We start from the raw sequence: 26,526 nt of genomic DNA, 5'->3' as shown, positions 1-26,526 counted from the left end.
GCAAGCGTGACACGGGCTACGGTAAAGTGCCGTTACGGAGCCTGACTAAGGCAACGTCAAGCACCCTGCGGCGTCACGCTTAAATTTCAGCTAGCGCAGCGGCTATCCCACTGATTTTTCAGGTCTGACTCCTCTCTTTCACCCGTTATTGCTGCTGCTTTTTCCGCCTCGGAACTCTCCTAAAAGCTGGCACTGTTGCCAGAGTGACCGTTTTCCTCCATTTATCTGATGTTGCAATTTCGGTCCATCTGTAAAACTTAATCCCATGAAACACGGCGAGTCGCGCACGCCGATCTGCCTCAGTTGAAGAGGATGCTTCAGCGGCAGGAATGCGCGGTAACACTTTCAGGAGGAACTTCCTGTGAATAAATCAATGTTAGCGGGTATCGGTATTGGTGTGGCAGCGGCGTTAGGTGTTGCCGCCGTGGCAGGCATGAATGTGTTTGATCGCGGTCCACAATACGCACAGGTGCTGGCTGCAACGCCCATCAAAGAGAGCATTAAGCAGCCGCGTCAGGAGTGTCGTAATGTGACGCTGACGCATCGTCGTGCGGTACAGGATGAAAACCGTCTGGCTGGCTCGGTATTAGGTGCAGTAGCGGGTGGAGTATTAGGTCATCAGTTTGGTGGCGGTCGCGGTAAAGATGTAGCGACGGTGGCAGGTGCCGTTGCCGGTGGTTATGCCGGTAATCAGGTCCAGGCCGGTATGCAGAACCGTGATACCTACACCACAACCGAGCAGCGCTGCAAAACGGTATATGATAAACAAGAGAAAATGCTGGGATATGACGTGACCTATAAAATAGGCGACCAGCAGGGCAAAATCCGCATGGAAAATGACCCTGGCACACGTATCCCACTGGACCGCAATGGTCAGCTGATTCTTAATAGCGACCAGGCGTAATTGGGCAAAGCTTTGCCGCATTAGCGGCCACACAGCACAGTAGTAAAGAAAAGGCGCATCCTGAGATGCGCCTTTTTGTTTTTACTCCACTTTGCCGAACACCGCAATGAAAGGGCGCTAGGCCCGATTTTCAGCCAGTTGTGATACGAATCCCTGCACCCATTCCATGCGGACTTTCCTTTCCGACAGTTCACGGGTAAAGCGTAAGCGCGTCGGACCTTCCAGCTTCCACTGTTTAGGATCTTTCTGCAGCAGGCCAATCAGCCAGGTCGGATCAACGCTGTTATCTGGCGCAAAATCGAAATAGCCACCTTTGTCGCTGGCTTCAATCTTGCGTACGCCCACCGCCCGCGCTTTAAGCCGCAAAATTGCCACGTCCAGCAGGTTGCGTGCCGGATCGGGCAGCAGGCCAAAGCGGTCGATCATCTCTACCTTCAGCTCCTGCAATTCATCCTCACTCTCCGCGCTGGCGATGCGTTTATAGAGGGAGAGGCGCGTACTGACATCCGGAATAAACTCTTCCGGCAGCAGGGCGGGCATCCGCAGCTCGACTTCGGTCTGGTTGCTGGTGAGATCTTCAAGCGACGGCTCGCGACCCTCTTTCAGGGCATCCACCGCATTTTCCAGCAGCTCCATATAGAGCGAAAAGCCCAGCGTCTCCATCTGGCCGCTCTGTTCCTCACCCAACAGCTCGCCGGCACCGCGAATCTCCAGATCGTGCGTCGCCAGCGCAAAACCGGCACCCAGATCTTCCAGCGACGCGATCGCTTCCAGCCGCTTCTGCGCATCAGCCGTCATCGCTTTAGGATGCGGCGTCAGCAGCCAGGCGTAGGCCTGATGATGCGATCGGCCGACGCGTCCCCGTAGCTGATGCAACTGCGCCAGACCGAAGTGATCCGCACGCTCAATGATGATGGTATTGGCGGTTGGAATATCGATGCCGGTCTCAATGATGGTGGTACACACCAGCACGTTAAACCGTTGATGATGGAAATCATTCATCACCCGTTCCAGGTCGCGTTCACGCATCTGACCGTGACCAATGGCGACACGCGCTTCCGGCACCAGGTCGGTTAAGCGCTGTGCCGCTTTCTCGATATTTTCGACGTCGTTATAGAGGTAGTAGACCTGCCCGCCGCGCAATATTTCGCGCAGGATCGCCTCACGAATCACCAGATCGTCAAACTCACGCACAAAGGTCTTCACCGCCAGACGGCGCGCCGGCGGGGTGGCAATGATCGACAGATCGCGCATGCCGCTCATCGCCATATTCAGGGTCCGCGGGATCGGCGTTGCGGTCAGGGTCAGGATATCGACATCGGCCCGCATCGCTTTAATCCGCTCTTTGTGACGCACGCCAAAGCGGTGCTCCTCATCGACGATCAGCAGGCCGAGATCGCGCCATTTGAGATCGCTCATCAGCAGCTTATGGGTACCGATCAGAATATCGATCTTGCCCTCGCTGGCCTGCTCCAGCACCTGGGCCTGCTCTTTGGCGGTACGAAAGCGCGACAACATTTCAATCCGCACCGGCCAGTTAGCGAAGCGATCGCGGAAATTATCGTAGTGCTGCTGCGCCAGCAGGGTGGTCGGCACCAGCACCGCCACCTGCTTATTGTTCTCAACCGCCAAAAACGCGGCGCGCATTGCCACTTCGGTTTTACCAAAGCCCACGTCACCGCATACCAGGCGGTCCATTGCCAGCGGCTCGCACATATCACTGAGCACCGCATTGATCGCCTGCGCCTGGTCGGGCGTAGTCTCAAACGGGAAACTTTCGCAGAACAGCTGGTACTGTTCACGATTATGTTTAAAGGCAAAACCGGTTTTGGCGGCACGCTGAGCGTAGATATCCAGCAGTTCTGCCGCCACGTCACGGACTTTTTCGGCCGCTTTCTGCCGGGCGCGTGACCAGGCATCGCTGCCGAGCTTATGCAGCGGCGCATTATCGTCGGCACCGCCAGCGTAACGGCTGATCAGATGCAGCGAGGAGACCGGCACATAGAGTTTGGCGTCGTTGGCGTAGGAGAGCATCAGGTATTCAGCCTGAATGCCGCCCGCTTCCAGCGTAGTCAGGCCAATGTAGCGGCCAACGCCATGTTCAAGATGGACCACCGGCTGGCCGGGATGCAGCTCGGCCAGGTTACGAATCAGAATGTCCGGGTTAATCGTGCGGCGGGTATCCTGGCGGCGGCGACTGACGCGCTCACCCAGCAGGTCGCTTTCACAAATCAGCGCCCGGTTGCCCTGCGTATCAATAAAGCCGCGCTCGCTGGCGCCAATCATCAGGCTGAACCGTTCTTCGCCGGTTTGATCGAAGCGTTTGACCGCCTGAGGACGGAGTTTAATGCGCGCCAGCAGCTCCTGCAGGCTTTCGCGACGACCTTCACTCTCAACCGAGAACACCACCGCACCGCTAAAGGTTTCGATGAACTGACGCAGATGATCCAGCGGCGCTTTAGCCTGCGCCTGTACTGTCAGGTCGGGCAGAGGCTGGTAACCCAGATTGGTGTTGGCGGCTTTCGCGGGCAGCTGCTCATTGGTCATCTGGATACGCGGCCAGCTTTTCAGCTCGCCCATTAACGCATCAGGCCGTAACCACAGGTTGGTGGGTTCCAGCAGCGGACGCATCGGATCGACCCGGCGATTCTCATAGCGGGCTTCGGCATCCTGCCAGAAGCGGGTCGCGCTCCCTTCCAGATCGCCGCAGTTAACAATCAGCGTATTGTCAGGCAGATAGCTGAACAGGCTGGGCAGCGGCTGCTCAAAAAACAGCGGCTGCCAGTATTCGATACCGGCGGGCAGCGTCCCTTTGCTGACCTGCTGATAGACGTGCTCCGACTCGCGGCGCACATCAAAAATTTCGCGCCAGCGGCTGCGGAACAGCTCAATCGCCGCCTTGTCGCTGGGGAACTCATGCGCAGGCAGCAGATTGATTTCCGCTACCGCTTCCAGCGTACGCTGGCTGTCGACATCAAACAGGCGCAGGCTGTCGATCTCATCATCAAAAAAGTCGATGCGGTAGGGCTGGTCGCTGCCCATCGGGAAGAGATCGAGCAGCGCACCGCGCGTGGCGTATTCGCCATGCTCCATCACCTGATCGACATGACGGTAACCCGCCTGCTCCAGCTGATCGCGCAGCCGATCGCGCGACAGTTTCTGTCCCTGTTTCATCACCAGCGCATGGCCGTGCAGGAAACTGTGCGGGCAGACGCGCTGCATCAGGGTATTGACCGGCATAATCAGCATGCCGCGCTGCATTACCGGCAATCCATACAGCGTCGACAGACGGGCGGAAATAATATCCTGATGCGGTGAAAAACTGTCGTAAGGCAGCGTTTCCCAGTCGGCAAGATGCGCCACCGGCAGATCGGTAAACTGGCGGATCTCGTCCAGCAGACGCAGGGCGGTTTGGGTATCGGGCGTAATCATTAACACCGGACCGGCATGTCGCTCGGTAATGCTGGCACACTCCACCGCGTGCGCAGCGCCAATAAGCTGGCCGAGCTGACGGTGATCGCCGGATTTAACGGGCAGGGTATAGCGAGTCTGTTCGGACATGGGATCTCGGGGTTGCTCCATTTTTACCAGGACGTAATCATTCCATATTACGTCATGGCGATCACCTCTGCGGCACAATTTTCCTGCGGCAGCGAGCGGAACCCGCGGTTCGGGCGGGATAAGCGAGGGTCAGCGTAGATGGCAAATCGAGGAGAAGGGCGGGGGAAAACCGCCGTCGCACGGTGGCGACGGGGTAAACAGCCGGACAGGGCTGAGGATTATTTTATGGATTGCTGTGTGTAATACATGCGCGGGCGGTCAATGTTCGCCCAGGTTAATTCCTGCTCAGAATGATAGCTATGATTGCCATCATCCCATTTTACGTAGTAGCCGGCGGGCGCATCTCCCTGCCCGAAGACGTTGATCACTTCGCCTCTGATCTCCCCGGATTTATGTTTTACGATGCTGCCTTTGGGAAATTTAAACATGGTCGCTACCTCTTACCGCTGTGCGATAACGTCACGCCTTATCGTCTTACTGATTGTAGTCTACCCCGATCGCTGCGGGATAATCCGCCAATAACCCGCGGCTTTAGCCGCTATACTGGCGCTTTGTCGCGCAGCCTGACCCGTTCTGATACAACTTTGCCGCCGACTCAGAGGGTTAGAGGTTTCATAAAGGCAGCGGCTCCTTTATCATCCCCCTACCTATTTTCAGGCAACGGCTTACTGGATTCCATGTATCAACCTGTCGCGCTATTTATCGGTCTGCGTTACATGCGCGGACGCGCATCGGATCGCTTCGGTCGCTTTGTCTCCTGGCTTTCTACTATTGGCATTACGCTTGGCGTGCTGGCGATGGTGACGGTTCTGTCCGTCATGAACGGCTTTGAACGTGAGCTTGAAGGCAACATTCTTGGGCTGATGCCTCAGGCGCTGGTGACCAGCGATAAAGGCAGTATCAACCCGCAACAACAACCGGCTTCCAGCCTGGCGTTGCAGGGCATCAGCCGCATTGCGCCGCTGACCACCGCCAACGTGGTGCTGCAAAGCCCGCACAGCGTCTCGGTGGGCGTGATGCTCGGCATTCAGCCGGATGAAAAAGATCCGCTCACCCCTTTTCTGGTCAATACCCAACAGAGCGTACTGCAACCCGGACAATATAATGTGATCCTCGGCGAGCAGCTGGCGTCACAGCTCGGCGTGAAGCGCGGCGATCAGCTGCGTCTGATGGTGCCGTCGGTCAGCCAGTTTACCCCGATGGGACGGGTCCCGAGCCAGCGTCTGTTTACCGTGGCGGGTACCTATGCCGCCAACAGTGAAGTTGATGGCTATCAGATTCTGGTCAATCAGCAGGATGCGTCGCGCGTGATGCGCTACCCGGCCGGGAATATTACCGGCTGGCGCTTGTGGCTGGATAAGCCGCTGCAGGTTGATAGCCTGAGTCAGCAGACCCTGCCAGCCGGGCTGGTATGGAAAGACTGGCGTGAGCGCAAGGGCGATCTGTTCCAGGCGGTGCGGATGGAGAAAAACATGATGGGGCTGCTGCTGAGCCTGATCATCGCCGTTGCCGCTTTTAACATCATCACCTCACTGGGCCTGCTGATTATGGAGAAGCAGGGCGAGGTAGCGATCCTGCAAACCCAGGGGCTGACGCGCCGACAGATTGTGGCGGTGTTTATGGTGCAGGGCGCCAGCGCCGGCATTATCGGCACCTTACTCGGTACGCTGCTGGGCGTGTTGCTGGCCAGTCAGCTGAATAATCTGATGCCGCTGATCGGCCTGTTCCTTGATGGTGCCGCGCTGCCGGTCGACATTAATCTGTGGCAAGTGGTGACCATCGCCCTGAGCGCGATGGTGGTGGCGCTGCTTTCTACGCTCTATCCTTCGTGGCGCGCTGCCGCCGTTCAACCCGCTGAGGCTTTACGTTATGAGTAACTCTCCTTTGTTGCAGTGTCGCGACCTGTGTAAACGCTATCAGGAAGGCAGCGTGCAGACCGATGTGCTGCGCAATGTGGCTTTCAGCCTGCAGCCTGGTGAACTGACGGCCATCGTCGGCAGTTCGGGATCGGGCAAAAGTACCCTGCTGCACCTGCTGGGCGGTCTGGATGCGCCGACCTCGGGCGATGTGATATTTGATGGTCAGTCACTGAACGCCATGTCCTCCTCGGCTAAAGCGGATCTGCGCAACCGCGAGCTGGGCTTTATCTATCAGTTTCATCATCTGCTGCCCGATTTTAGCGCGCTGGAGAACGTGGCGATGCCGTTGCTGATTGGCAAAGTGGCCAAAGCTGAAGCGCAGGATCGCGCCCGCGAGATGCTGGCCGCGGTGGGACTCGATCACCGCGCCGCTCACCGGCCATCGGAGCTGTCGGGCGGTGAACGTCAGCGCGTGGCGATTGCCCGTGCGCTGGTCAACCGTCCTCGTCTGGTGATGGCCGATGAGCCCACCGGTAACCTCGATGCGCGCAATGCCGATGCGATTTTTGCCCTGCTGGGTGAACTTAACGTGCGTCAGGGCACCGCGTTTCTGGTGGTGACCCACGATTTGCAGCTGGCGAAACGGATGTCGCGCCAGATGGAGATGCGTGACGGGCAGTTAAGCGAACAGCTGAGCATGGCAGGAGCGGTGTAATGGGATCGTCGTTATCGCTGCTGTTAGGTCTGCGCTTTAGCCGGGGTCGTCGCCGTGGCGGCATGGTATCGCTGATTTCGGTGATCTCAACCATCGGTATTGCGCTGGGCGTGGCGGTGTTAATTATCGGCCTGAGCGCGATGAACGGGTTTGAGCGTGAGCTGAATAACCGCATTCTGGCGGTGGTACCGCACGGTGAGATTGAAGCGGTGAATCAGCCGTTTCAGCGCTGGCAGTCGATGATTGCACCGATTGAAAAGGTCCCCGGCATTGCGGCGGCGGCGCCTTATATCAACTTCACCGGGCTGATTGAAAGCGGTGCGCGGCTGGAAGCGCTGCAGGTGAAAGGCGTCGATCCGGCGCAGGAGCCGCGTCTCAGCGCGCTGCCGCAGTTTGTCGCCAGCAACGCCTGGTCCACTTTTGCCGCCGGTAAACAGCAGATCATCCTCGGCGGCGGCATTGCGGATACGCTGAAGGTTAAACAGGGTGACTGGATTACCATCATGATCCCGAATAACGACGGGGAGAATAAGCTGCTGCAGCCGAAGCGTATCCGGCTTCAGGTCAGCGGTATCCTGCAGCTGAGCGGCATGCTCGATCACAGTCTGGCGCTGGTGCCGCTGGCTGATGCACAGCACTATCTGGATATGGGCAACAGCGTCACCGGCATTGCGTTAAAAATGAATGACCCGTTCCAGGCGGTAAAGCTGGTACGGGATGCCGGCGAAGCGACCCGCTCTTATGTCTATATCAAAAGCTGGATCGGCACCTACGGCTACATGTATCGCGATATCCAGATGATTCGCGCCATCATGTATCTGGCGATGGTGCTGGTGATTGGCGTTGCCTGCTTTAATATCGTTTCCACGCTGGTGATGGCGGTCAAAGACAAAAGCAGTGATATTGCGGTGCTGCGTACCCTCGGTGCCAAAGATCGTCTGATTCGCGCCATCTTTATCTGGTACGGTCTGCTGGCAGGCCTGCTCGGCAGCGTCAGCGGCGTGGTGGTGGGCGTGCTGGTGTCACTCAACCTGACACATCTGGTACGCGGGCTGGAGTCACTCACCGGCCATCATCTGCTGGCGGGCGATATTTACTTTATCGACTTCCTGCCGTCGGAGCTGCACTGGATCGATGTGTTCTCCGTTCTGATTACCGCCATTGTGTTGAGCCTGGTCGCCAGCTGGTATCCTGCCAGACGCGCCAGCCGCATCGACCCGGCTCGGGTATTGAGCGGACAGTAATGACACGCGGCGCGAATCCACTCTTCGCGCCGCGCACATTTTCGGCCTCTGCTGCATGGCGCTGTCATGCGCAACCGTTATTATCGGGTGTTTTCAGCCCAGAATTTGTTTATAGCGGCTCGCCGAAGCCGCTGCTCCAGGAGATTTTATGCGTACACCACGTCGCCGCATACGACTTGCCCGCCTTAAAAAGACCCGGAGAAAGGTGCATCAGCGCTTTCGCCAGCGAATTTTCGAGCGTGATCGTCAGGCCGAACTGGCCGCCCATCCGCAGCCGCATGTGGTGGTGCTGACCGGCGCTGGCATTTCTGCTGAGTCCGGCATCCGTACCTTCCGCGCCGCTGACGGCTTGTGGGAAGAACATCATGTTGAGGATGTTGCCACGCCGGAAGGTTTCCAGCGCGATCCTGCGCTGGTGCAACGTTTCTATAACGCCCGTCGTCAGCAGCTGCAACAGGCGGAGATTCAGCCCAATGCCGCCCATCTGGCGCTGGCGGAGCTGGAACAGGTGCTGGGTGATAACTTTCTGCTGGTGACGCAGAATATCGATAATCTGCATGAGCGTGCCGGCAATGCGCGGGTACTGCATATGCATGGCGAACTGCTGAAGGTACGCTGTGTCAACAGCGGCCAGGTGATTGAGTGGACCGGTGATATCACCCCGGATGACCGCTGTACCTGCTGCCAGTTTCCATCCGCGCTGCGTCCGCATGTGGTGTGGTTCGGTGAGATGCCGCTGGGCATGGAGCAGATCTATCAGGCGCTGGAGCAGGCCGACTACTTTATTGCTATCGGGACCTCAGGCCATGTCTATCCGGCAGCCGGTTTTGTGCATGAAGCCAAACTGCAGGGCGCGCACACCGTCGAGCTGAACCTGGAGCCGAGCCAGGTGGGCAATGAGTTTGCCGAGCGTCACTACGGCCTGGCCAGCGAAGTGGTGCCGGAGTTCGTGCATACGCTGCTGCGCGGCCTGTACAAATAAATCGGGCGGCTGTTGCCGCCCGGTTATCAGGCTTAACGGCCCGCTTTCAGCTGCTGGAACAGCGTCTCATACTGCACGCTGGCATCGCCGACATCATCCTGCCATTCGCCGTGCTGAATGATTTCATCGGACGGATAGAGTGACGGATCGTTCGCCACCGCCGCTGGCAGCAGTTTTCTGGCGGCCAGATTCGGCGTTGGATAGCCGATGGTCTCTGCCACTTTTGCCGCTACGTCGGGGCGCAGCAGGAAGTTAATCAGCTTCAGCGCGCCCGCTTTGTTTTTCGCGTTAGCAGGAATGGCCAGGTTATCCATCCAGAAAATGCCGCCTTCTTCGGGCCAGACGACTTCCAGCGGCGTTCCCGCCTGACGGGCCACATAGGCTGAGCCATTCCAGATCATCCCCAGATTCACTTCACCTTCCATGTAGGGGTTGCCCGGATTGTCGGAGTTGAACGCCAGCACGTTCGGCATCAGCTTTTTCAGCTCCTGATAAGCCGCCTTGATCTGCGCCGGATCGCGGGTGTTACCGGAGTAACCGAGCTTACGCAGCGCCATCTGAAACACTTCCCGCGCATCGTCGGTCAGCAACAGGCTCTGCTTATATTCCGGTTTCCACAAGTCGGCCCAGCGGGTGACGCTCTTAGGGTCGATCTCGTCACGGTTGACGCCAATCGCCGTTGCGCCCCAGATGTAGGGGATGGAGTAATCGTTGTTGGGATCGAACGGCTTGTTCAGCAGATTTGGATCAAGGTTGCTGAAGTTGCTCAGCTGGCTCTTATCGATCTTCTGCAACATGCCTTCGTTACGCATCTTCGCCACGAAGTAGGTTGAAGGCACCACCAAATCGTAGGCGCCATCTTTCCAGGTTTTGAGCTTGGCATACATGCTCTCATTGGATTCATACGTCGAGTAGATCACCCTGATGCCGGTCTCTTTAGTAAACTGTTCCAGCAGGCCCGGCGGGACATACTCGGTCCAGTTATAGAAGTAGAGCGTTTTACCGTCGTCCGCCTGGGCAGACTGCATCCCCAGTGCCAGCGCGCCAGCCGCCAGCCAGTGAGACCATTTTTTCATTATCATTCCCCGGTTATTTATTTCTGTCACGCAGTAACCACTGACTGCCGGCTACCAGCAGCAACGACAGCAGCATCAGAATGGTGGCGAGCGCATTCACCTCCGGTGAGACGCCCACCTTGACCATTGAGTAAATCTTCAGCGGTAATATTTCAAAGGTCGGGCCGGTCACAAACGAAGAGACCACCACATCATCCATGGAGAGGGTAAAGCTCAGCAACCAGCCGGCCGCGACGGCGGGCATCGCCAGCGGCAGGATAATTTTACGCAGAATCGTGGTCTCGCTGGCACCCAGATCTTTTGCCGCCTCCAGCATCCGCACATCAAAGCCTTTCAGCCGCGAGTAAACGGTGATCACCACAAACGGCAGACAGAAGATGATGTGTGAGAACAGCAGCGACCAGAAACCCAGCGAGATCCCCAGCAGCATAAACAGCACCAGCAGCGAAATCGCCATCACAATATCCGGCGACATCATCACCACAAATAGCATACCGCTGACAAAAGGCTTGCCGCGAAAGCGGTAGCGGTAGAGCGCCACGGCGGTAAGCGAGCCGATCAACGTTGCACAGCTGGCTGACAGCACCCCCATGATCAGCGAATGCTGCGCCGCCTGCAGCAGGCTGTCGTTGTTCAGCAGCAGGTGATACCACTGCGTCGTGAATCCCTGCCAGTTAATGCCAAACCGCGAGGCGTTAAACGAATTGACGATCAAAATCACAATCGGAATATAAAACCAGGCGTAAATCACCGCCATAAAACTGCCGCGTAACAGGCGTGCCATCATCCTAAATCCACCTTGTTATTCAGCAGACGCGCAACGCGCCAGTAAATCAGCAGCAGCAGGCCCATTAGCAGCGTCATCACGATGCTGGTGGCGGCACCAAACGGCCAGTCGCGAATATTAAGGAACTGACTTTTGATCACGTTACCAATCAGCAGGTTTTTCGCGCCGCCCATTAAATCGGCCACGTAGAACAGCCCCATCGCCGGGATCAACACCAGCAGGCAGCCGGCAATAATGCCCGGCATGGTGAGCGGCAGAATGATGCGAAAGAAGGTCTGTATTTTTCCGGCACCTAAATCACGCGCCGCTTCCAGCAGCGGCTTGTCCAGCTTTTCCAGGCTGGAGTAGAGCGGCAGCACCATAAACGGCAGCAGGATGTAGATCAGGCCCAGCACCACCGCTTCCGGGGTGTAGATTATCCGAAACGGCTTATCGATCAGGCCAAGCGTCAGCAGAAAATCATTCAGCCAGCCACGGGTACTGAGAAATATTTTCAGGCCATAAATGCGGATCAGGGAGTTAGTCCAGAAGGGCACAATCAGCAGGAACAGCATCAGCGGACGCAGACGCGCCGGTAATTTTGTCAGACACCAGGCGAACGGGTAGCCCAGCAGCAGACAGCAGAGGGTGGCGATCAGCGCCATGTTGAGCGAATGCAGCAGCACTTCGGCATAGAGCGGATCAAGCAGCCGCGTGTAGTTGCTGAGGGTAAAGACCGCGCTGACAAAGTGCGCATCATCACGCGTCAGAAAGCTGGTGATAAAGATCATCAGGTTAGGCAGAAAGACAAACAGCGCCAGCCAGCTGACGATCAGCGCAATGACGCTCTTCTGGAAACCGTTACGCATCAGCTTCATACGGCAACACCACCTCCCAGCTGGGCACCCAGTTCACCGCCATCTTCTGGTTCAGTGAGTGGTCAAAGTCAGGATCGTCTTCATTGAAGAACTCGCTCACCGTTACCAGCTTGCCGTTCTCCAGTTCAACGGTTGATTCCAGCGTCATGCCTTTGTAGTTACGCTCACGGACATAGCCGATCAGGCCATCCACTGCGCTGTCACCGTGGATCTCTTCCACGCGCAAATCCTCCGGGCGCAGCATCACATGCAGCCGGTCACCTGTCCGGACCGGGAAAGCGCAGTGAATATCGCACTCACGGCCTTCTACCCGCGCCCGAATCCGTGGGGCGTTTTCGCTGGCGATCACTTCAGCATCAAAAACGTTGATCTCACCGATAAAGCGGGCGACAAACAGATTATCAGGCTCTTCGTAGATCTCACGCGGCGTACCGTCCTGCACAATTTTTCCGTCGCGCATCACCACAATCCGATCGGACATGGTCAGCGCCTCTTCCTGATCGTGGGTGACGAAAACAAAGGTAATACCCAGCTTACGCTGCAGCGCTTTCAACTCGTTCTGCATCTGCTTACGCAACTTATAATCCAGCGCAGAGAGCGACTCATCCAGCAACAGCACCTTTGGCCGGTTGACCACCGCACGGGCGATAGCAACACGCTGCTGCTGTCCGCCCGACAGCTGATGCGGACGGCGATCGGCAAAGCTCTCCAGCTGCACCATCGCCAGCGCATCAGTGACCCGGGTAGTGATCTGCGCCGCCGGAGTTTTTTGCATCCGCAAACCAAAGGCGACGTTCTCAAACACCGTCATATGCGGGAACAGTGCGTAGCTCTGAAATACCGTATTGACGTGACGATGTTCAGCAACGGTATCGGTAATATCCTGGTTGTCCAGCAGGATGCGCCCGCTATCGGCCTCTTCCAGCCCGGCAATCAGGCGCAGAATGGTGGTTTTGCCACAGCCCGAGGGGCCAAGCAGCGTGATAAATTCGCCATGGTGAATGGTCAGATTAAAATCATCAATGATGGTTTTGCCATCGAAAGCTTTACTGATGCCAGAAAGCGTAACCAGCGCCTGCTGTGCGCGTGTTTGCGTCATTTTAGTCTCAGTCTGTCAAAGGTCGATCAGGTTACAGCATAGCCGCCTACCGCAGCCAGCCAGCAAGAAGGGGCGGATGATACCTGAAAACTGTGTCATTGCCATGTTTTGACCACGCCGGGCAGCCGATAATCGGGATTGTTAACAACACATTGCGAGACCTGCCGCAATAATCTCACAATCCGGCTTTTTTTCGACGGGATCGCTTTCCCAAAGGGGATCGACAGCGCTAACCTGTCAGCTAATGATTTGACGCAACGTTGCGTCCGGCTGGTCCGTGAATAATAACGGACAGCACTTTTAAAGGATGGGATATGGAACAGTTACTAGAGCGTTTTTTGAGCTACGTCGCAGTCGAAACCCAGGCGAAACCGCAGGCGCGTCAGGTGCCGAGCAGTGAAGGGCAGTGGACGCTGGCGCGTCAGCTGCAGGAAGAGCTGCTGGCGTTGGGCTTTGCTGATGTCACGTTAAGCGACCACTGCTGTGTGATGGGCACTTTGCCCGCCAATGTTGACTGGCCTACCCCGGTGATTGGTTTTATCTCCCATATGGATACCTCGCCTGATTTCACTGCGAAGCACGTTAATCCACAGATTATTGAAAACTATCGCGGCGGTGACATTGCGCTGGGCAATGGCGATGAGATTCTGTCGCCGGTGATGTTTCCGGTGCTGCACAAGCTGATCGGCCACACGCTGATCACCACCGATGGCAAAACCCTGCTGGGCGCGGACGATAAAGCGGGCATCGCCGAAATCATGACCGCAATGGCCCGGCTGGTGGAGAGCGATATTCCGCATGGCGCCATCCGCGTGGCCTTTACGCCTGACGAAGAGATCGGCCGTGGCACCTCGCATTTTGATGTCGAAGGTTTTGCCGCTGACTGGGCCTACACCGTCGACGGCAGCGATCTGGGTGAGTTTGAGTATGAAAACTTTAATGCCGCCTCAGCCACGGTCAAAATCGTGGGCAACAATGTCCATCCAGGCTCAGCCAAAGGGGTGATGGTGAATGCGCTGGATCTGGCTAATCAGTTTCATGCCGCCGTACCCGCCAGTGAAAAGCCGCAGTACACCGAAGGCTATGAGGGCTTCTATCATCTGCATCAGATGAAAGGCACGGTTGAACATGCTGAGCTGCACTACATTATTCGCGACTTTGATACCGACAGTTTTGAGCAGCGCAAACAGACGTTGCAGCAGATTGCGACGGAGATGACCAAAACCCTGCACAAGGATTGCTCTGTCACCGTAGAGATCACCAACAGCTATCGTAATATGCGCGAGAAGGTTGAGCCGTTCCCGCACATCATCGAACTGGCGCTGCAGGCGATGCGTGACTGCGGAATTGAGCCGGTGGTGAAACCGATTCGTGGCGGCACGGATGGCTCCGCGCTGTCATGGAAAGGCTTACCCTGCCCGAACCTGTTTACCGGCGGCTACAACTATCACGGCAAGCATGAGTTTGCTTCGCTGAATATCATGGCGAAATCAGTAGACGTGATTGTGCGGTTGTCAGAACTGGCGGCGCAGAAGAAAGGTTAAGTTGCGAACGGCTTTTTACTGAGGCAGGCTCTCTGCCGCTAACGGCGGAGAGCCTGTTGAGTTGATGGGCTTGCTGAGGGCTGGCGGCTGGCGTGCCTGCCCTCAGGATCAGTTACTCTTCGCCAAAGTACCAGTAACCGGCATTCACCAGCCCGGCGATCTGCGCCAGTACCGCCGGATCGTCCAGCGCATCGCCCAGATCTTCCAGCGTAATGCGGTAATGATGGGCCAGAACGGCCATGACATCAGGATGCGAGCACTCAACCCGCTCACCGTTGACGTAAACGGCATCGCCAATCGTCAGCACGCGCAGGCCACCTAGCCGGCTCAGCGCATCACCCTGTTGCAGGGCGTCATAGATCTCATCGGGCTGATAAGGCGGCTCTGGTGGCGCAACATCCAGTTCGTGACGCGACTGCGAAATAAACTCGCCAAACCACTGCGCAAAATGTTCCGGCTGGTTAATCACGTCCAGCATCACCTGACGAATCCCTTCAATTTCCTGCGGCAGGATCTGTGACGGGCAATCGCGCGACGGCACATCAGGATCGCTAAAGCGCAGGCTACCCAGCTCATTCGCCAGCGTGTAATCGGCAAAGCCGCTGATCAGCTCACGGCCGCTCGGCGCGCGGAAGCCCACCGAATAGTTCAGCGCATTTTCCAGCGAATAGCCTTCATGCGGGAATCCAGGTGGAATATAGAGAATATCGCCCGGCTCCATCTCTTCATCGATGATGGCGTCGAACGGCTCCACCTGCAGTAAGTCAGGGTGCGGACAGTGCTGTTTCATCGGCACTTTTTCACCGACACGCCAGCGACGGCGACCACTGCCCTGAATAATGAACACGTCATATTGGTCGAAATGCGGGCCGACACCGCCACCCGGCACGGCGAATGAGACCATCAGATCATCGATACGCCAGTCAGGCAGAAAACGGAAAGGGCGCATCAGGGCGGCAGAAGGTTCATGCCAGTGATTAACTGCCTGAACCAGCAGGGACCAGTTATTCTCACCCAGATGATCGTAGCTCTCAAACGGGCCGTGACTGACCTGCCATTTGCCATCCTGATGACTGACCAGGCGGCTATCCACCTCGTTTTCCATCGCCAGTCCGGCCAGTTCATCCGGGGAGAGAGGATCGACAAAGTTTTTAAAGCCACGCTTCAGCACGACCGGACGTTTTTGCCAGTAGCGTTGAATAAAATCGGGCCAGTTGAGATCGAGCTGATAGTCCATACAAGGGTTCCGCTTAGGGCTGTAAATGCCAGCAAGTATAACAGCCCGGACCGGTTTCTACTCGCGGCGATGTTCGACTTCCTGGCGCTGAAACACCACTTCCATCCGGGTGCCACCCAGCGCGCTGCTGGAGGCGATGACCTTACCCGCATATTGCTCCAGGATATCCAGTGCCACCGCCAGCCCCAGTCCCTGACCCGGACGGAGCGTATCGGCGCGCTGACCGCGGACAAACACCAGATCGCGCTTGCTCTCCGGGATGCCGGGACCGTCATCATCAATATAGAGATGCAGCGCTTTCTCGCTCTGATAAGCGCTGACTTCAATAAACTCCAGGCAATATTTACAGGCGTTATCCAGCACGTTACCCATCACTTCCATGAAATCATTCTGATCGCCGACGAAAGTGAGTTCCGGGGAGATATCCAGCGTGATAGCCACGCCTTTGCGTTGATAGACCTTATTCAGCGCCGAACAGAGGCTGTCGAGCAGCCCGGATACCGAATGCAGGTCGCGCTGCAGCGGATTATGATCGGCCTGCATACTGGCGCGATGCAGGTAATAACCGACCTGCTGCGAGATGCGGCTGATCTGCTCCAGCATCACCGGCTCAGCTTCCTCAACCGTCAGCTCTTTGCCGCTGCGCAGCGATCGCAGGGTACTCTGCAGTACCGCCAGCGGGGTTTTCAGGCTGTGCGTCAGATCTGAAAGCGTGGTGCGATAGCGGGTGTAGCGCTGTCGTTCGTTAGTCAGCAACAGATTCAGGTTGCGTACCAGACTGCGCAGCTCCTGCGGCGGATTGTCATCCAGCTTTTCGCGCTGGCTGGTCTCCAGTTCCCGCACCTGCTGAGTCAGTGCGCCAATGGGGCGCAGGCTCCAGTGTGCCGCCAGCCAGAGCAGCGGCACAATCAGGATCAGATTCGCCGCCAGCACATAGCTGAACCACGACCAGACCACGTCCGAATGCTGCAGCTCCTGCGGGATCGAGTCGACCACCACAATGGTCAGCGCCGGCAGATTGGTGGTGGCGTCATAGCGGTTAACCGCGACCGAGTGGGTGAAGGTGTCATCACTGTCGGTATCCCAGGCGTGCAGTCGCCGTTTGGCACTCAGGTTATCTCCCATCGCCGCCAGGCTGGTGCCGTTGCTGGTATCAATTTCATAGAAGTCGGGCTTTATCAGCCAGTCACGCCGGATCTTCTGGCGGATCTCCGGCACGTCGCGTTGCTGCCACAGCAGCTTGCCGTGCTCGTCATAAATGAATACCAGCGTCGGGAAGTTAAGCGTCATCCGTTCCGGCTGGGCAATGGTGAGCCGATTGTCATGCCACTGCGCCAGCGTAAAGAACAGATTGCTTTCACCGCGCATGACCCGATAGGTGTTTTTATCGAAGCTCACCACATAGCCAATCACGGCGACCATGCCATAGGAGAGGGAGAGGAACAGGACAATCGCTGCGGAGGCCAACAGAAAACGGGCGCGCAGCGAAATCGGGCGATAACGATTAAACCAGGACATGGTCAGAGATCAAAGCGGTAACCCTGGCCACGGACGGTGGCAATGACTTCAGCGGGATGCAACGCGAGAATTTTTTTGCGCAGGCGACCCATCAGCACGTCGATGGTGTGGCTTTCGCGTAGTTCAGCGTCGGGATAGAGTTGCAGCATCAGCGAGTCTTTACTCACCACTTTGCCGGCGTTACGAATCAGGGTTTCCACGATGGTGTATTCAAAGGCCGTGAGTTTAACCGGCTGCTCATTCACCGTCAGTTCGCGACGTGACAAATCAACCTGAAACGGCGCCATGTCGATAATCTGCGAGGCGTGACCGCTGTTACGGCGCATCAGCGCCTGCAGCCGCGCCGCCACTTCTTCAATATGGAACGGCTTGGTGACGTAATCATCGGCACCGGCTTCCAGCGCCTCCACTTTAGCCTGCCAGCCTTCGCGAGCGGTCAGCACCAGAATGGGCTGCCGAACGGCATCGCTGCGCCAGCGACGGATCAGTGACATGCCATCTTCATCAGGCAGGCCTAAATCGACCAGCGCAATGTCGGGCAGGTGCTCGCGAAGAAAATAGTCGGCTTCTTTGGCGTCTTCGGCAGCATCAACCTGGTGGCCCATATCACGTAACTGGACGGCGAGATGATGGCGCAGCAGGGCATTGTCTTCCACAACCAGAACACGCATAGGAATTCCTTACTATCTGAATGAGTCAAATTGAAGAAAGTATACGCGAAATGAACTAAACAAGATGTTAACGCAGGCCGGCCTGAACCGGCCTGCGGAGGGGATTATTTCAGATCGTCAACCATCTGGATAGCCCGACCGAGATAGTTTGCTGGCGTCATCTGCTTCAGACGCACTTTTTCTTCTTCCGGCAGTGCCAGGCTGTCGATAAAGGCCTGCATGCCTGCTGCATCCACTCGCTTGCCGCGCGTCAGCTCTTTCAGCTTCTCGTAAGGCTTCTCGATGCCGTAACGGCGCATCACCGTCTGGATCGGTTCCGCCAGCACTTCCCAGTTGTGATCCAGCTCGTCCAGCAGACGGTCACGGTTCACTTCCAGCTTCGAAATGCCTTTCAGCGTCGCCTGATAGGCGATCAGTGCATAGCCGATGCCGACGCCGAGGTTACGCAGCACGGTGGAATCGGTCAGGTCACGCTGCCAGCGTGATACCGGCAGTTTGCTGGCCAGATGCTGCATCACTGCGTTGGCCAGTCCCAGATTGCCTTCGGAGTTTTCGAAATCGATCGGGTTCACCTTGTGCGGCATGGTGGAAGAGCCGATCTCGCCGGCAATGGTTTTCTGTTTAAAGTGATTCAGCGCCACGTAGCCCCAGATATCGCGATCGAAATCGATCAGGATGGTGTTAAAGCGGGCAATACAGTCGAACATCTCTGCAATGTAGTCGTGCGGCTCAATCTGGGTGGTGTAGGGGTTCCAGCTGATACCCAGCGAGGTGACAAAGCGCTCGCTCAGCTGATGCCAGTCCACTTCCGGATAGGCAGCAATGTGGGCGTTATAGTTACCGACGGCGCCGTTGATTTTACCCAGCACCTCGATCTGGCTCAGCTGACGCAGCTGACGTTCCAGACGGTAAGCGACGTTCGCCATCTCTTTACCCATGGTGGAGGGCGTCGCAGGCTGACCGTGCGTACGGGACAACAGCGGGATATCGCGGTATTCATTCGCCAGGCCTTTCACGGCGGCGATCAGCTGCTGCCAGTAGGGCAGGATCACGTCGCGACGGGCGGTTTCCAGCATCAGTGCGTGAGAGAGGTTATTGATATCTTCGGAGGTGCAGGCGAAGTGAATGAACTCAGAGACCGCGTGCAGAGCAGGTACGTCCGCCACTTTCTCTTTCAGGAAATATTCAACCGCTTTCACGTCGTGGTTGGTGGTGCGCTCAATAGTTTTGATACGCGCTGCATCATCTTCTGAAAAGTTGCTGACAATCGCATCGAGGAAAGCGTTTGCGTCGGCATCAAATGCAGGAACTTCCTTGATCTCTGCGGTCGCGGCCAGTTTTTGTAACCAGCGAACTTCAACCTCAACGCGGAATTTCAGCAAACCAAATTCGCTGAAAATCGCACGCAGCGGGCTGACTTTATCGCCGTAACGACCATCGACAGGTGAGACGGCGGTCAGAGAGGATAATTCCATCAGTGCAACTCCTGAATCATTTAACAGTGTTTTGCCGCACCGACTTAATAAGTCAGTGGCAGCCGGGATAATAGGGTCTTGGCCTCACGCAGCAAACGCTGGCGCGAGAACATCAGTTGCAGACGGCCACCGCCGACCTGCTGCCACAATACCGCGGCACGAATGCCGGCTAACAGTGTGGCACGGACTTTACTCTGCAACTGCGGGTTCTGCAGCACGGTGGGCGATCCGGTGACCTGAATGCGCGGGCCTAACGGGCTGATGACGTCCACGTAGATACCCGCCATGGCGCTGAGAATGGTATCGGACTCCAGTTCATAATGCGCCAGCTGACGATCGAGCTGGCTGATACGCTGGGCCAGCGTCGCCATCGCGGATTTATTGGCGCTGAGCTTACGCTCCAGCACCATCATGCTGAGGGTGTAACGCGTCAGTTCTGCGCCCGCGCCCTGGCGACTGCTGCTGTTGAGCACCGCCATCAGGGTTTCAAGACCGAGGCGCAGGTTGGCTTCATTGTTACCGAACACCGCCAGCGTCGAGCTGGGATTGAGATCCAGTACGCTGCGCAACGTCACGGTAAACGCCTCCGGCTGACAATGACCCTGCTGGGCCAGCTGCTGCACCAGATGGGCTGACTGACAGATGCCCGCCAGCGCCAGTGTGATTTCCTGATAATTCTTCGCCACGGTTACTCCTGTTTACGCGTCATGAACGCCGGGTCAGGGCGGCTTATTTCGCCACTAACGGCAGGCGCTCTTCAATGATGCCGCCACCCAGGCAGACATCGCCCAGATAGAACACGGCAGATTGTCCGGGCGTGACGGCCGCAACGGGCTCATCAAAGCGCACTTCAATCCGGTCTTCGCCGTGAGGGATGATCTCACACGGGATGTCGGTCTGACGATAACGGGTTTTGACCGTACAGCGTAGCGGGGCGGTGATCGGCTGACGATCAACCCAGTGCAATTGCTGTGCAATCAGACCCACAGACATCAGACGCGGATGATCGCCGCCCTGGGCGACAATCAGGCGGTTGCGCGCCACATCTTTGTCGACCACATACCAGGGATCATCTTTGCTCTCTTTCAGACCGCCGATGCCCAGACCTTTGCGTTGCCCCAGCGTGTGATACATCAGACCCTGATGCTCGCCAACGATCTGGCCGTCCACGGTCTCGATCTCACCGGGCTGCGCCGGCAGATAACGTGCCAGGAAGTCGCGGAATTTGCGCTCGCCGATAAAACAGATACCGGTGGAATCTTTCTTTTTCGCGGTAATTAAATCCAGCTGTTCGGCGATGCGGCGCACTTCCGGTTTTTCCAGTTCGCCGACCGGGAACAGGCTCTGAGCAATCTGCTGGTGGCTCAGGGTGTAGAGGAAGTAGCTCTGATCTTTGTTGCCATCCAGACCGCGCAGCAGCTGGCTCTGACCATCCACGTCGTGACGACGCACGTAGTGGCCGGTGGCGATAAAGTCCGCGCCGAGATCTTCAGCCGCGAACTCAAGGAACGCTTTGAATTTGATCTCTTTGTTACACAGAATATCGGGGTTCGGCGTACGACCCGCTTTGTACTCTTCGAGGAAATGCTCAAAGACGTTATCCCAGTATTCAGCCGCAAAGTTCACCTTATGCAGCTTAATACCCAGCTTGTCGCACACCGCTTGCGCATCCGCCAGATCGTCCGCGGCAGTACAATATTCCTCGCCATCGTCCTCCTCCCAGTTCTTCATGAACAGGCCTTCAACCTGGTAACCCTGCTGCTGCAGTAACCAGGCGGAAACGGAAGAATCGACGCCGCCGGACATACCGACGATCACTTTTTTCTGGCTGTTGTCAGACATGACACGCTCGCATAACGATAAAAAAACAGGCGGCGCATTCTACCATGCAGAAGGCGGGCGCGCACCCTCATGAAACGGCCAGCGGAACGCACTGACCAGATGTAACGGATAGCGCGCCCCTTGCTGCCAGAGACGCACGCTCTCAGCGACCAGCGGTGAACGGAGGTTAGACGCGGTAAGAATCTGCGCTGGCGGCAACCACCAGCAGCAATCGATATCACTATCCTGCGGCTGGGTTGGCTGCTTTTCAGCCAGATCGAGTCCAAACAGAAAACGCACAAAAGGCGTATTATCAGGCGCTATCCACTGGTGAACGGTGATGAAATAGTCCATCTCTGCCACGATACCGGTCTCTTCGGCTAATTCACGTTGCGCCGCTTGCTGCAGCGTTTCATCCGCTTCCAGATGACCGGCGGGCTGGTTCCAGGTCGGCTGGCCATTAATGGTTTCTTCGACCACCAGCAGCTCACCTTGCGCCTGCACTAAGCAGGCGACCGTGACATGAGGTTTAAACATCGATCCTCCGCAATTGTTAACCTGACGTTATGAAAAAAAAGACATTCTCAGGCCGGACTGTCGTCTGCATCACGCCACTCTCCGGGCGCCAGATTATCGAGCGCATAGCCGCCCATCGCATAACGGATCAGCCGCAGCGTCGGAAAGCCGATATGCGCCGTCATCCGGCGCAACTGGCGATTGCGGCCCTCATACAGCGTCACTTTCAGCCACTGGGTCGGGATATTTTTGCGCTCGCGAATCGGCGGCTGGCGTGGCCAGAGCCACTCTGGTTCGGCGACTTTCTCGACCTGTGCCGGTAGCGTCGGGCCATCTTTCAGATTAACCCCATCCCGCAAGGGTTGCAGGTCCGCTTCCTGCGGCGCACCTTCCACCTGAACATAGTAGATCTTGCCGGTGCGTTTGCCGGGCTGTGTCAGCCTGGCCTGCAAGGCACCATCATTGGTCAGCACCATCAGGCCTTCGCTGTCGCGATCGAGACGGCCCGCGGCATAAACCCCGGCCACGCTGATGAAATCTTTTAGCGTGCGGCGGCCCGCCTCATCGGTGAATTGTGGCAAAACATCGAAGGGTTTGTTAAACAGCAGCACGCGGCGCGGGTCGGCAGTGCGGACAGGCGCAGGCCGCGCATCACGCGTCGGGCGGCTGAATCGTTTATCCTGGTGAATTCGTTGAGAAGTTTTTCGCATGGGCTTTGCAGTCAGAAACAATGGGCGCATTATAACGCGAAATTGCGGTGATTGGCGTGACGGAAATATTCAAGTAGTATTGACCCGCATCTTACAAATCATTAACAAACGCCCAGGAGAGGTTAATGGAAAGCAAAGTAGTTGTTCCGGCGGAAGGTCAGAAAATCACCCTGAATCAGGGCAAGCTTACAGTGCCAAACAATCCGGTCATTCCTTACATTGAGGGTGACGGTATCGGCGTTGATGTTTCACCAGTGATGCTGAAAGTGGTCGACGCTGCGGTGAAGAAAGCCTACAACGGCGAGCGTAAAATCTCCTGGATGGAGATCTACACCGGTGAGAAATCCGTGGAACTTTATGGTCAGGATGTCTGGCTGCCACAGGAAACTCTCGACTTAATTAAAGAATATCGCGTTGCCATCAAAGGCCCACTGACCACGCCGGTCGGCGGCGGTATTCGTTCACTGAACGTTGCTCTGCGTCAGGAGCTGGACCTCTACGTCTGCCTGCGTCCGGTACGTTACTACAAAGGCACGCCAAGCCCGGTTAAACGCCCTGAAGAGACCGACATGGTGATCTTCCGTGAGAACTCCGAAGATATCTATGCCGGTATCGAGTGGAAAGCGGGCTCTGCTGAAGCAGACAAAGTGATCAAGTTCCTGCGCGAAGAGATGGGCGTGAAGAAAATTCGCTTCCCTGAGCAGTGTGGTATCGGTGTTAAGCCGTGCTCGGAAGAAGGGACCAAACGCCTGGTCCGTGCGGCAGTGGAATACACCATCACCAACGATCGTGATTCCCTGACGCTGGTTCACAAAGGCAACATCATGAAGTTCACCGAAGGCTCTTTCAAAGACTGGGGATACCAGTTAGTGAAAGAAGAGTTCGGCGGCGAACTGATCGACGGCGGCCCGTGGATGAAGTTCAAAAACCCGAACACCGGTAAAGAGATCATCGTTAAAGATGTGATTGCCGATGCGTTCCTGCAACAGATCCTGCTGCGTCCGGCTGAATATGACGTTATCGCCTGTATGAACCTGAACGGTGACTACATTTCTGACGCCCTGGCGGCGCAGGTTGGCGGTATCGGTATCGCACCAGGCGCTAACATTGGTGATGAGTGCGCGCTGTTCGAAGCGACCCACGGTACAGCTCCTAAATATGCTGGTCAGGATAAAGTGAACCCAGGTTCCGTCATCCTGTCAGCAGAAATGATGCTGCGTCACATGGAGTGGTTCGAAGCGGCTGACCTGATTGTTAAAGGTGTTGAAGGCGCTATCGCTAACAAGACCGTGACTTACGATTTCGAACGCCTGATGGATGGCGCTAAACTGCTGAAATGTTCAGAGTTTGGTGATGCGATCATCGAAAATATGTAATCGGATCTAAGTAGCACACAGCCAGCACCGTCTCGTGCTGGCTTTTTTTTACCCTGATGTTGCCCAAATCCGCTTTCCGGTTGCGGATTAACCTCTCCTGTATTGCAGAAGGGGTCAGATTGCAGGCAGTCAGCCTGATCTATTAATACAACCGCGACTCTCTTTGTGACTTTCAGCAGCTGACCGTTTTATTATTAACGGCTTAACCTCTCTGTCTGCGAACAGGGTTTACACATGAGTTAATCATCTGGCTGTCCTGATACCGAATCGTTGATTTAACATTGTTGTAATGACTGAACTGACTGCCTGGCTCAATAAAAAAGGGTACCCATAGAGCATCAATAACTGAAACAGGATCTGATGGCAGGCGGTAAGATGAGCGATAAGTGTGATATCCGTTTAAATGGCTTTCGCAGTCAATTAAATGTTGTCTGCCTCACGGCAATGTTTTGGGGTGGCGCTACACTGACGGGCGATAAATGACAGGAACCCGGCCAGTGATCGATCCCCGCAGTTTTGACGGTGCGACGACTGAGTAAAGCAGGGAGCAGACGTGTGCCGGAGGCACGCGTGGTGAAAATAACAAGGAGAAGGTGCATTGAGAATAGGGTGAATATCAATTCAGCGCAGCTGGCTAAGTTAATTATGGGTAAATCTCTTACTGAAGCTGAAATGCATCATCTTGTCAGAGAACATTATCCTGATTATGCGGTTAATTCTGTCAGAACTTCGCTGAAGACATTGATACGATCGCCTTATTGTCTCATTGAGATTGGCACTGACAGCCCTAAACGAACCTACTTCCTGAAAGGCGTAGACAAGAAGTTTTTCATTTTGTCAGAACGCTCTACCGATCGTGAAAGTGTTTCAGCCAGGCATCACTTCAATCAGGATGAAAAGAGCTTCATTGAAAGGATGAAGAACTTCGATCAATTAATTAAGGCCGTGCGGTCTGGCTGATACGAACATTTTAGCCAGGCTATTAAGTCAGGCGCCTCGCCAGAACGATACAGACAGCGGTTATTCAGGCTACGCCATAATTTTTACAGGGATGGCGATCATAAACGAAAGTCGCACCATAATAAGCATCGTGGGTTAGCCACGGTGTGTATCACGTCAGCATCAAATCCTCAGCCAGCTTCCCCACTGACATTGCCGGCAGAACGAAGGATAAGCATCAGCTATATCGGTATCAGGCGCATCAATAGCGCCTTGCACCAGCGGCTTCAGCGTCAGAAGCCGTTGGTGAGCTTAGGATAGACCGCGCGGGCCAAATGATTCCAGAGCGCCATGCTTGCGCAGGAAGCCGCAACAGAGCACTTCTTAGCGTCAGTAATGATCCGATCAGAAAAGCGGTCCGGCAATATCCCGCTATCCATGTACTTTTAATAGTCTCACTAAGTTATTTTAGTTACTGGTTATTAAAATTGACCGGGATGAATGCGATCATTTCGCTAAATGTGGGGGTAACACCAGGGCAGATAAGGTGTCAGCTTTTACCGGATAAAAAAATCCCCACTTAGTAGCCGTTAGTGACTGTCGGACTAAAGTGGGGTTGCCAATATGGCTAACACCAGGGAAAGCGGCTTTGAGTGAATCTGGTAAGACATGACTGTTTTTAATTATAAATTTAAGATTAAAAACTTTCTAATCATTTTCTGTCCTGCCTGAATGGATTAATTCCGAAAGTTATCCAGTGGATCTGTTTTACTATTGCATTTATAAAATTTCATGTTATGCGAAAAGCGGATTTTGAACAGCTATTAATCCCTGGAAGGCGATAAAGGTTGATTCAATTGTCTGCATTTGTATTGACTCAGGATGCCCACCGTTTCCGGTGAGCATCCTTCACTTCTGATTATTTATGATCACTGTGTCTGGTAAGGTGCTTATTATTTTTATGATCCCAGCGATCGTGGTGTTGAGTCGTTTTTTTGTGGTCAATCCTTTTCAGGCGGGCATCGTGACTGCCTGGTTTTTTTTCCTTTTCATGCCGATGAGATTCGCTATGACCGCTGGGATAAAATCCATTACTTGCAAAGCTAACGGCGGGTAACAGAAGGGCAAGTGTAATTAAAGAAACTGTGATTTTTTTCATGATGATCCTTATCTAAGTTTGCCATAGGGAGGAGTAGCCGAAAGCAATATACACCGGCATTTTAATTTTTAAATCCTGACAAACGATCAGTTTTATTTGAGAAGTGAAGTTTAATAATTGTATTTAATAGCGGATTTGCATCCGAATATAAAATCTTTTCAATAGCAAAGTGTGCTGTAAAAACTAATTATATTTCAGGCTGTGAATATTTCGTCGGGAAACCGTCAGGATTTAATAAGTCTTTCGCTAATCCCCGGCTGGCGCTGTTCAGTAATGGCTCATCCGGCATCACTGAACAGCAGGTGGTTTACCTTTTGTTAGCAGGGTAATAGTCATAATCGCAATTATTGTTAATCCCGCTGCACTGTGAAATGAGATGATTCTTATGCCCCTTCAAGAGCTAAGCCATTGCGAGTGCCGGAGATAAGCGCCGGATGGGGCATGCTTCCTGGCCCAGGCCTGCCGCACGCTGAGCT

At 55.4% G+C, this 26,526-nt stretch carries 23 protein-coding genes; 8 read left to right on the top strand and 15 right to left on the bottom strand.

The window, feature by feature from the left end:
- Positions 1-361: 361 nt before the first annotated feature.
- Entirely contained in the window at positions 362-904 is a 543-nt protein-coding gene (locus LZU96_RS12375; protein WP_094120406.1) for a glycine zipper 2TM domain-containing protein, read from the top strand.
- Positions 905-1,021: 117 nt separating this feature from the next.
- On the opposite strand, the gene mfd is transcribed toward LZU96_RS12375, so the two are convergent.
- Together mfd and LZU96_RS12365 are read right to left on the bottom strand one after the other, a co-directional pair.
- Positions 1,022-4,465 (bottom strand): transcription-repair coupling factor, encoded by a 3,444-nt coding sequence (mfd, locus tag LZU96_RS12370; RefSeq protein WP_233984608.1) that lies wholly within the window; start codon positions 4,463-4,465, stop codon positions 1,022-1,024.
- 218 nt (positions 4,466-4,683) lie between these two features.
- Positions 4,684-4,893 (bottom strand): hypothetical protein, encoded by a 210-nt coding sequence (locus tag LZU96_RS12365; RefSeq protein ID WP_233984607.1) that lies wholly within the window; start codon positions 4,891-4,893, stop codon positions 4,684-4,686.
- A 249-nt stretch (positions 4,894-5,142) separates the two neighbouring features.
- Here LZU96_RS12365 and lolC point away from each other — a divergent pair, with 249 nt between their 5' ends.
- The 4 genes from lolC to cobB all read left to right on the top strand — a co-directional run bounded on the left by lolC (position 5,143) and on the right by cobB (position 9,265).
- A complete protein-coding gene (gene lolC, locus LZU96_RS12360) occupies positions 5,143-6,342 on the top strand; it encodes a lipoprotein-releasing ABC transporter permease subunit LolC (protein WP_233984606.1) in 1,200 nt (399 codons plus the stop codon).
- Positions 6,335-7,039 (top strand): lipoprotein-releasing ABC transporter ATP-binding protein LolD, encoded by a 705-nt coding sequence (lolD, locus tag LZU96_RS12355; RefSeq protein ID WP_094120409.1) that lies wholly within the window; start codon positions 6,335-6,337, stop codon positions 7,037-7,039. The genes lolC and lolD overlap by 8 nt, the downstream gene beginning before the upstream one ends.
- Positions 7,039-8,283: a lipoprotein-releasing ABC transporter permease subunit LolE gene (lolE, locus tag LZU96_RS12350; RefSeq protein ID WP_233984605.1), complete on the top strand. Its 1,245-nt coding sequence runs from the start codon at positions 7,039-7,041 to the stop codon at positions 8,281-8,283. The genes lolD and lolE overlap by 1 nt, the downstream gene beginning before the upstream one ends.
- A 148-nt stretch (positions 8,284-8,431) precedes the next feature.
- Positions 8,432-9,265 carry a Sir2 family NAD+-dependent deacetylase gene (cobB, locus tag LZU96_RS12345; RefSeq protein ID WP_031374476.1) on the top strand — a complete coding sequence of 278 codons (834 nt, stop codon included), beginning with the start codon at positions 8,432-8,434 and terminating at the stop codon, positions 9,263-9,265.
- Positions 9,266-9,297: 32 nt separating this feature from the next.
- Here the strand turns inward: cobB and potD are convergent, their stop codons facing one another.
- The 4 genes from potD to potA are packed head-to-tail and all read right to left on the bottom strand — an operon-like array spanning position 9,298 to position 13,084.
- Entirely contained in the window at positions 9,298-10,341 is a 1,044-nt protein-coding gene (gene potD, locus LZU96_RS12340) for a spermidine/putrescine ABC transporter substrate-binding protein PotD (protein ID WP_233984604.1), read from the bottom strand.
- Positions 10,342-10,354: 13 nt separating this feature from the next.
- Positions 10,355-11,128, bottom strand: coding sequence for a spermidine/putrescine ABC transporter permease PotC (gene potC / locus LZU96_RS12335; protein WP_233984603.1), 774 nt, complete (start codon positions 11,126-11,128; stop codon positions 10,355-10,357).
- Positions 11,125-11,985, bottom strand: a complete 861-nt coding sequence (gene potB / locus LZU96_RS12330) for a spermidine/putrescine ABC transporter permease PotB (protein WP_409520468.1) — start codon at positions 11,983-11,985, stop codon at positions 11,125-11,127. Before potB ends, potC begins: the two co-directional genes overlap by 4 nt.
- A complete protein-coding gene (potA, locus tag LZU96_RS12325; RefSeq protein ID WP_233984602.1) occupies positions 11,969-13,084 on the bottom strand; it encodes a spermidine/putrescine ABC transporter ATP-binding protein PotA in 1,116 nt (371 codons plus the stop codon). The genes potB and potA overlap by 17 nt, the downstream gene beginning before the upstream one ends.
- 314 nt (positions 13,085-13,398) lie before the next feature.
- Between potA and pepT the strand changes: the two genes are divergently transcribed.
- Entirely contained in the window at positions 13,399-14,628 is a 1,230-nt protein-coding gene (gene pepT, locus LZU96_RS12320) for a peptidase T (RefSeq protein WP_233984601.1), read from the top strand.
- 112 nt (positions 14,629-14,740) lie between these two features.
- Here pepT and LZU96_RS12315 read toward each other — a convergent pair whose 3' ends face one another.
- The 8 genes from LZU96_RS12315 to rluE form a co-directional block, all read right to left on the bottom strand.
- Positions 14,741-15,865: a cupin domain-containing protein gene (locus LZU96_RS12315; RefSeq protein WP_233984600.1), complete on the bottom strand. Its 1,125-nt coding sequence runs from the start codon at positions 15,863-15,865 to the stop codon at positions 14,741-14,743.
- Between the two features lie 57 nt (positions 15,866-15,922).
- A complete protein-coding gene (gene phoQ, locus LZU96_RS12310; RefSeq protein WP_233984599.1) occupies positions 15,923-17,383 on the bottom strand; it encodes a two-component system sensor histidine kinase PhoQ in 1,461 nt (486 codons plus the stop codon).
- Positions 17,384-17,385: 2 nt separating this feature from the next.
- Positions 17,386-18,054, bottom strand: coding sequence for a two-component system response regulator PhoP (gene phoP / locus LZU96_RS12305; protein WP_233984598.1), 669 nt, complete (start codon positions 18,052-18,054; stop codon positions 17,386-17,388).
- Positions 18,055-18,158: 104 nt separating this feature from the next.
- Positions 18,159-19,529: an adenylosuccinate lyase gene (purB, locus tag LZU96_RS12300; protein ID WP_233984597.1), complete on the bottom strand. Its 1,371-nt coding sequence runs from the start codon at positions 19,527-19,529 to the stop codon at positions 18,159-18,161.
- Between the two features lie 44 nt (positions 19,530-19,573).
- Entirely contained in the window at positions 19,574-20,215 is a 642-nt protein-coding gene (gene hflD / locus LZU96_RS12295) for a high frequency lysogenization protein HflD (RefSeq protein WP_233984596.1), read from the bottom strand.
- 43 nt (positions 20,216-20,258) lie between these two features.
- Complete coding sequence (mnmA, locus tag LZU96_RS12290; RefSeq protein ID WP_233984595.1) at positions 20,259-21,371, bottom strand: tRNA 2-thiouridine(34) synthase MnmA; 1,113 nt, start codon at positions 21,369-21,371, stop codon at positions 20,259-20,261.
- 39 nt (positions 21,372-21,410) lie between these two features.
- A complete protein-coding gene (locus tag LZU96_RS12285) occupies positions 21,411-21,887 on the bottom strand; it encodes an NUDIX domain-containing protein (protein ID WP_233984594.1) in 477 nt (158 codons plus the stop codon).
- 47 nt (positions 21,888-21,934) lie between these two features.
- Positions 21,935-22,606, bottom strand: a complete 672-nt coding sequence (gene rluE, locus LZU96_RS12280) for a 23S rRNA pseudouridine(2457) synthase RluE (protein WP_233984593.1) — start codon at positions 22,604-22,606, stop codon at positions 21,935-21,937.
- Positions 22,607-22,701: 95 nt separating this feature from the next.
- On the opposite strand from rluE, the gene icd reads away from it, so the two are divergent.
- Together icd and LZU96_RS12270 are read left to right on the top strand one after the other, a co-directional pair.
- Entirely contained in the window at positions 22,702-23,952 is a 1,251-nt protein-coding gene (icd, locus tag LZU96_RS12275) for an NADP-dependent isocitrate dehydrogenase (RefSeq protein WP_233984592.1), read from the top strand.
- Between the two features lie 609 nt (positions 23,953-24,561).
- Positions 24,562-24,912 (top strand): hypothetical protein, encoded by a 351-nt coding sequence (locus LZU96_RS12270; protein ID WP_233984591.1) that lies wholly within the window; start codon positions 24,562-24,564, stop codon positions 24,910-24,912.
- Positions 24,913-25,810: 898 nt separating this feature from the next.
- On the opposite strand, the gene LZU96_RS12265 is transcribed toward LZU96_RS12270, so the two are convergent.
- A complete protein-coding gene (locus LZU96_RS12265) occupies positions 25,811-26,050 on the bottom strand; it encodes a hypothetical protein (protein WP_233984590.1) in 240 nt (79 codons plus the stop codon).
- Between the last annotated feature and the right edge of the window lie 476 nt (positions 26,051-26,526).

This window comes from Pantoea agglomerans (assembly GCF_021397715.1).
GTDB lineage: Bacteria > Pseudomonadota > Gammaproteobacteria > Enterobacterales > Enterobacteriaceae > Pantoea > Pantoea astica.
Note: the sequence above shows the minus strand (reverse complement) of the source record. Positions and strands in the feature narration are given on the sequence as shown.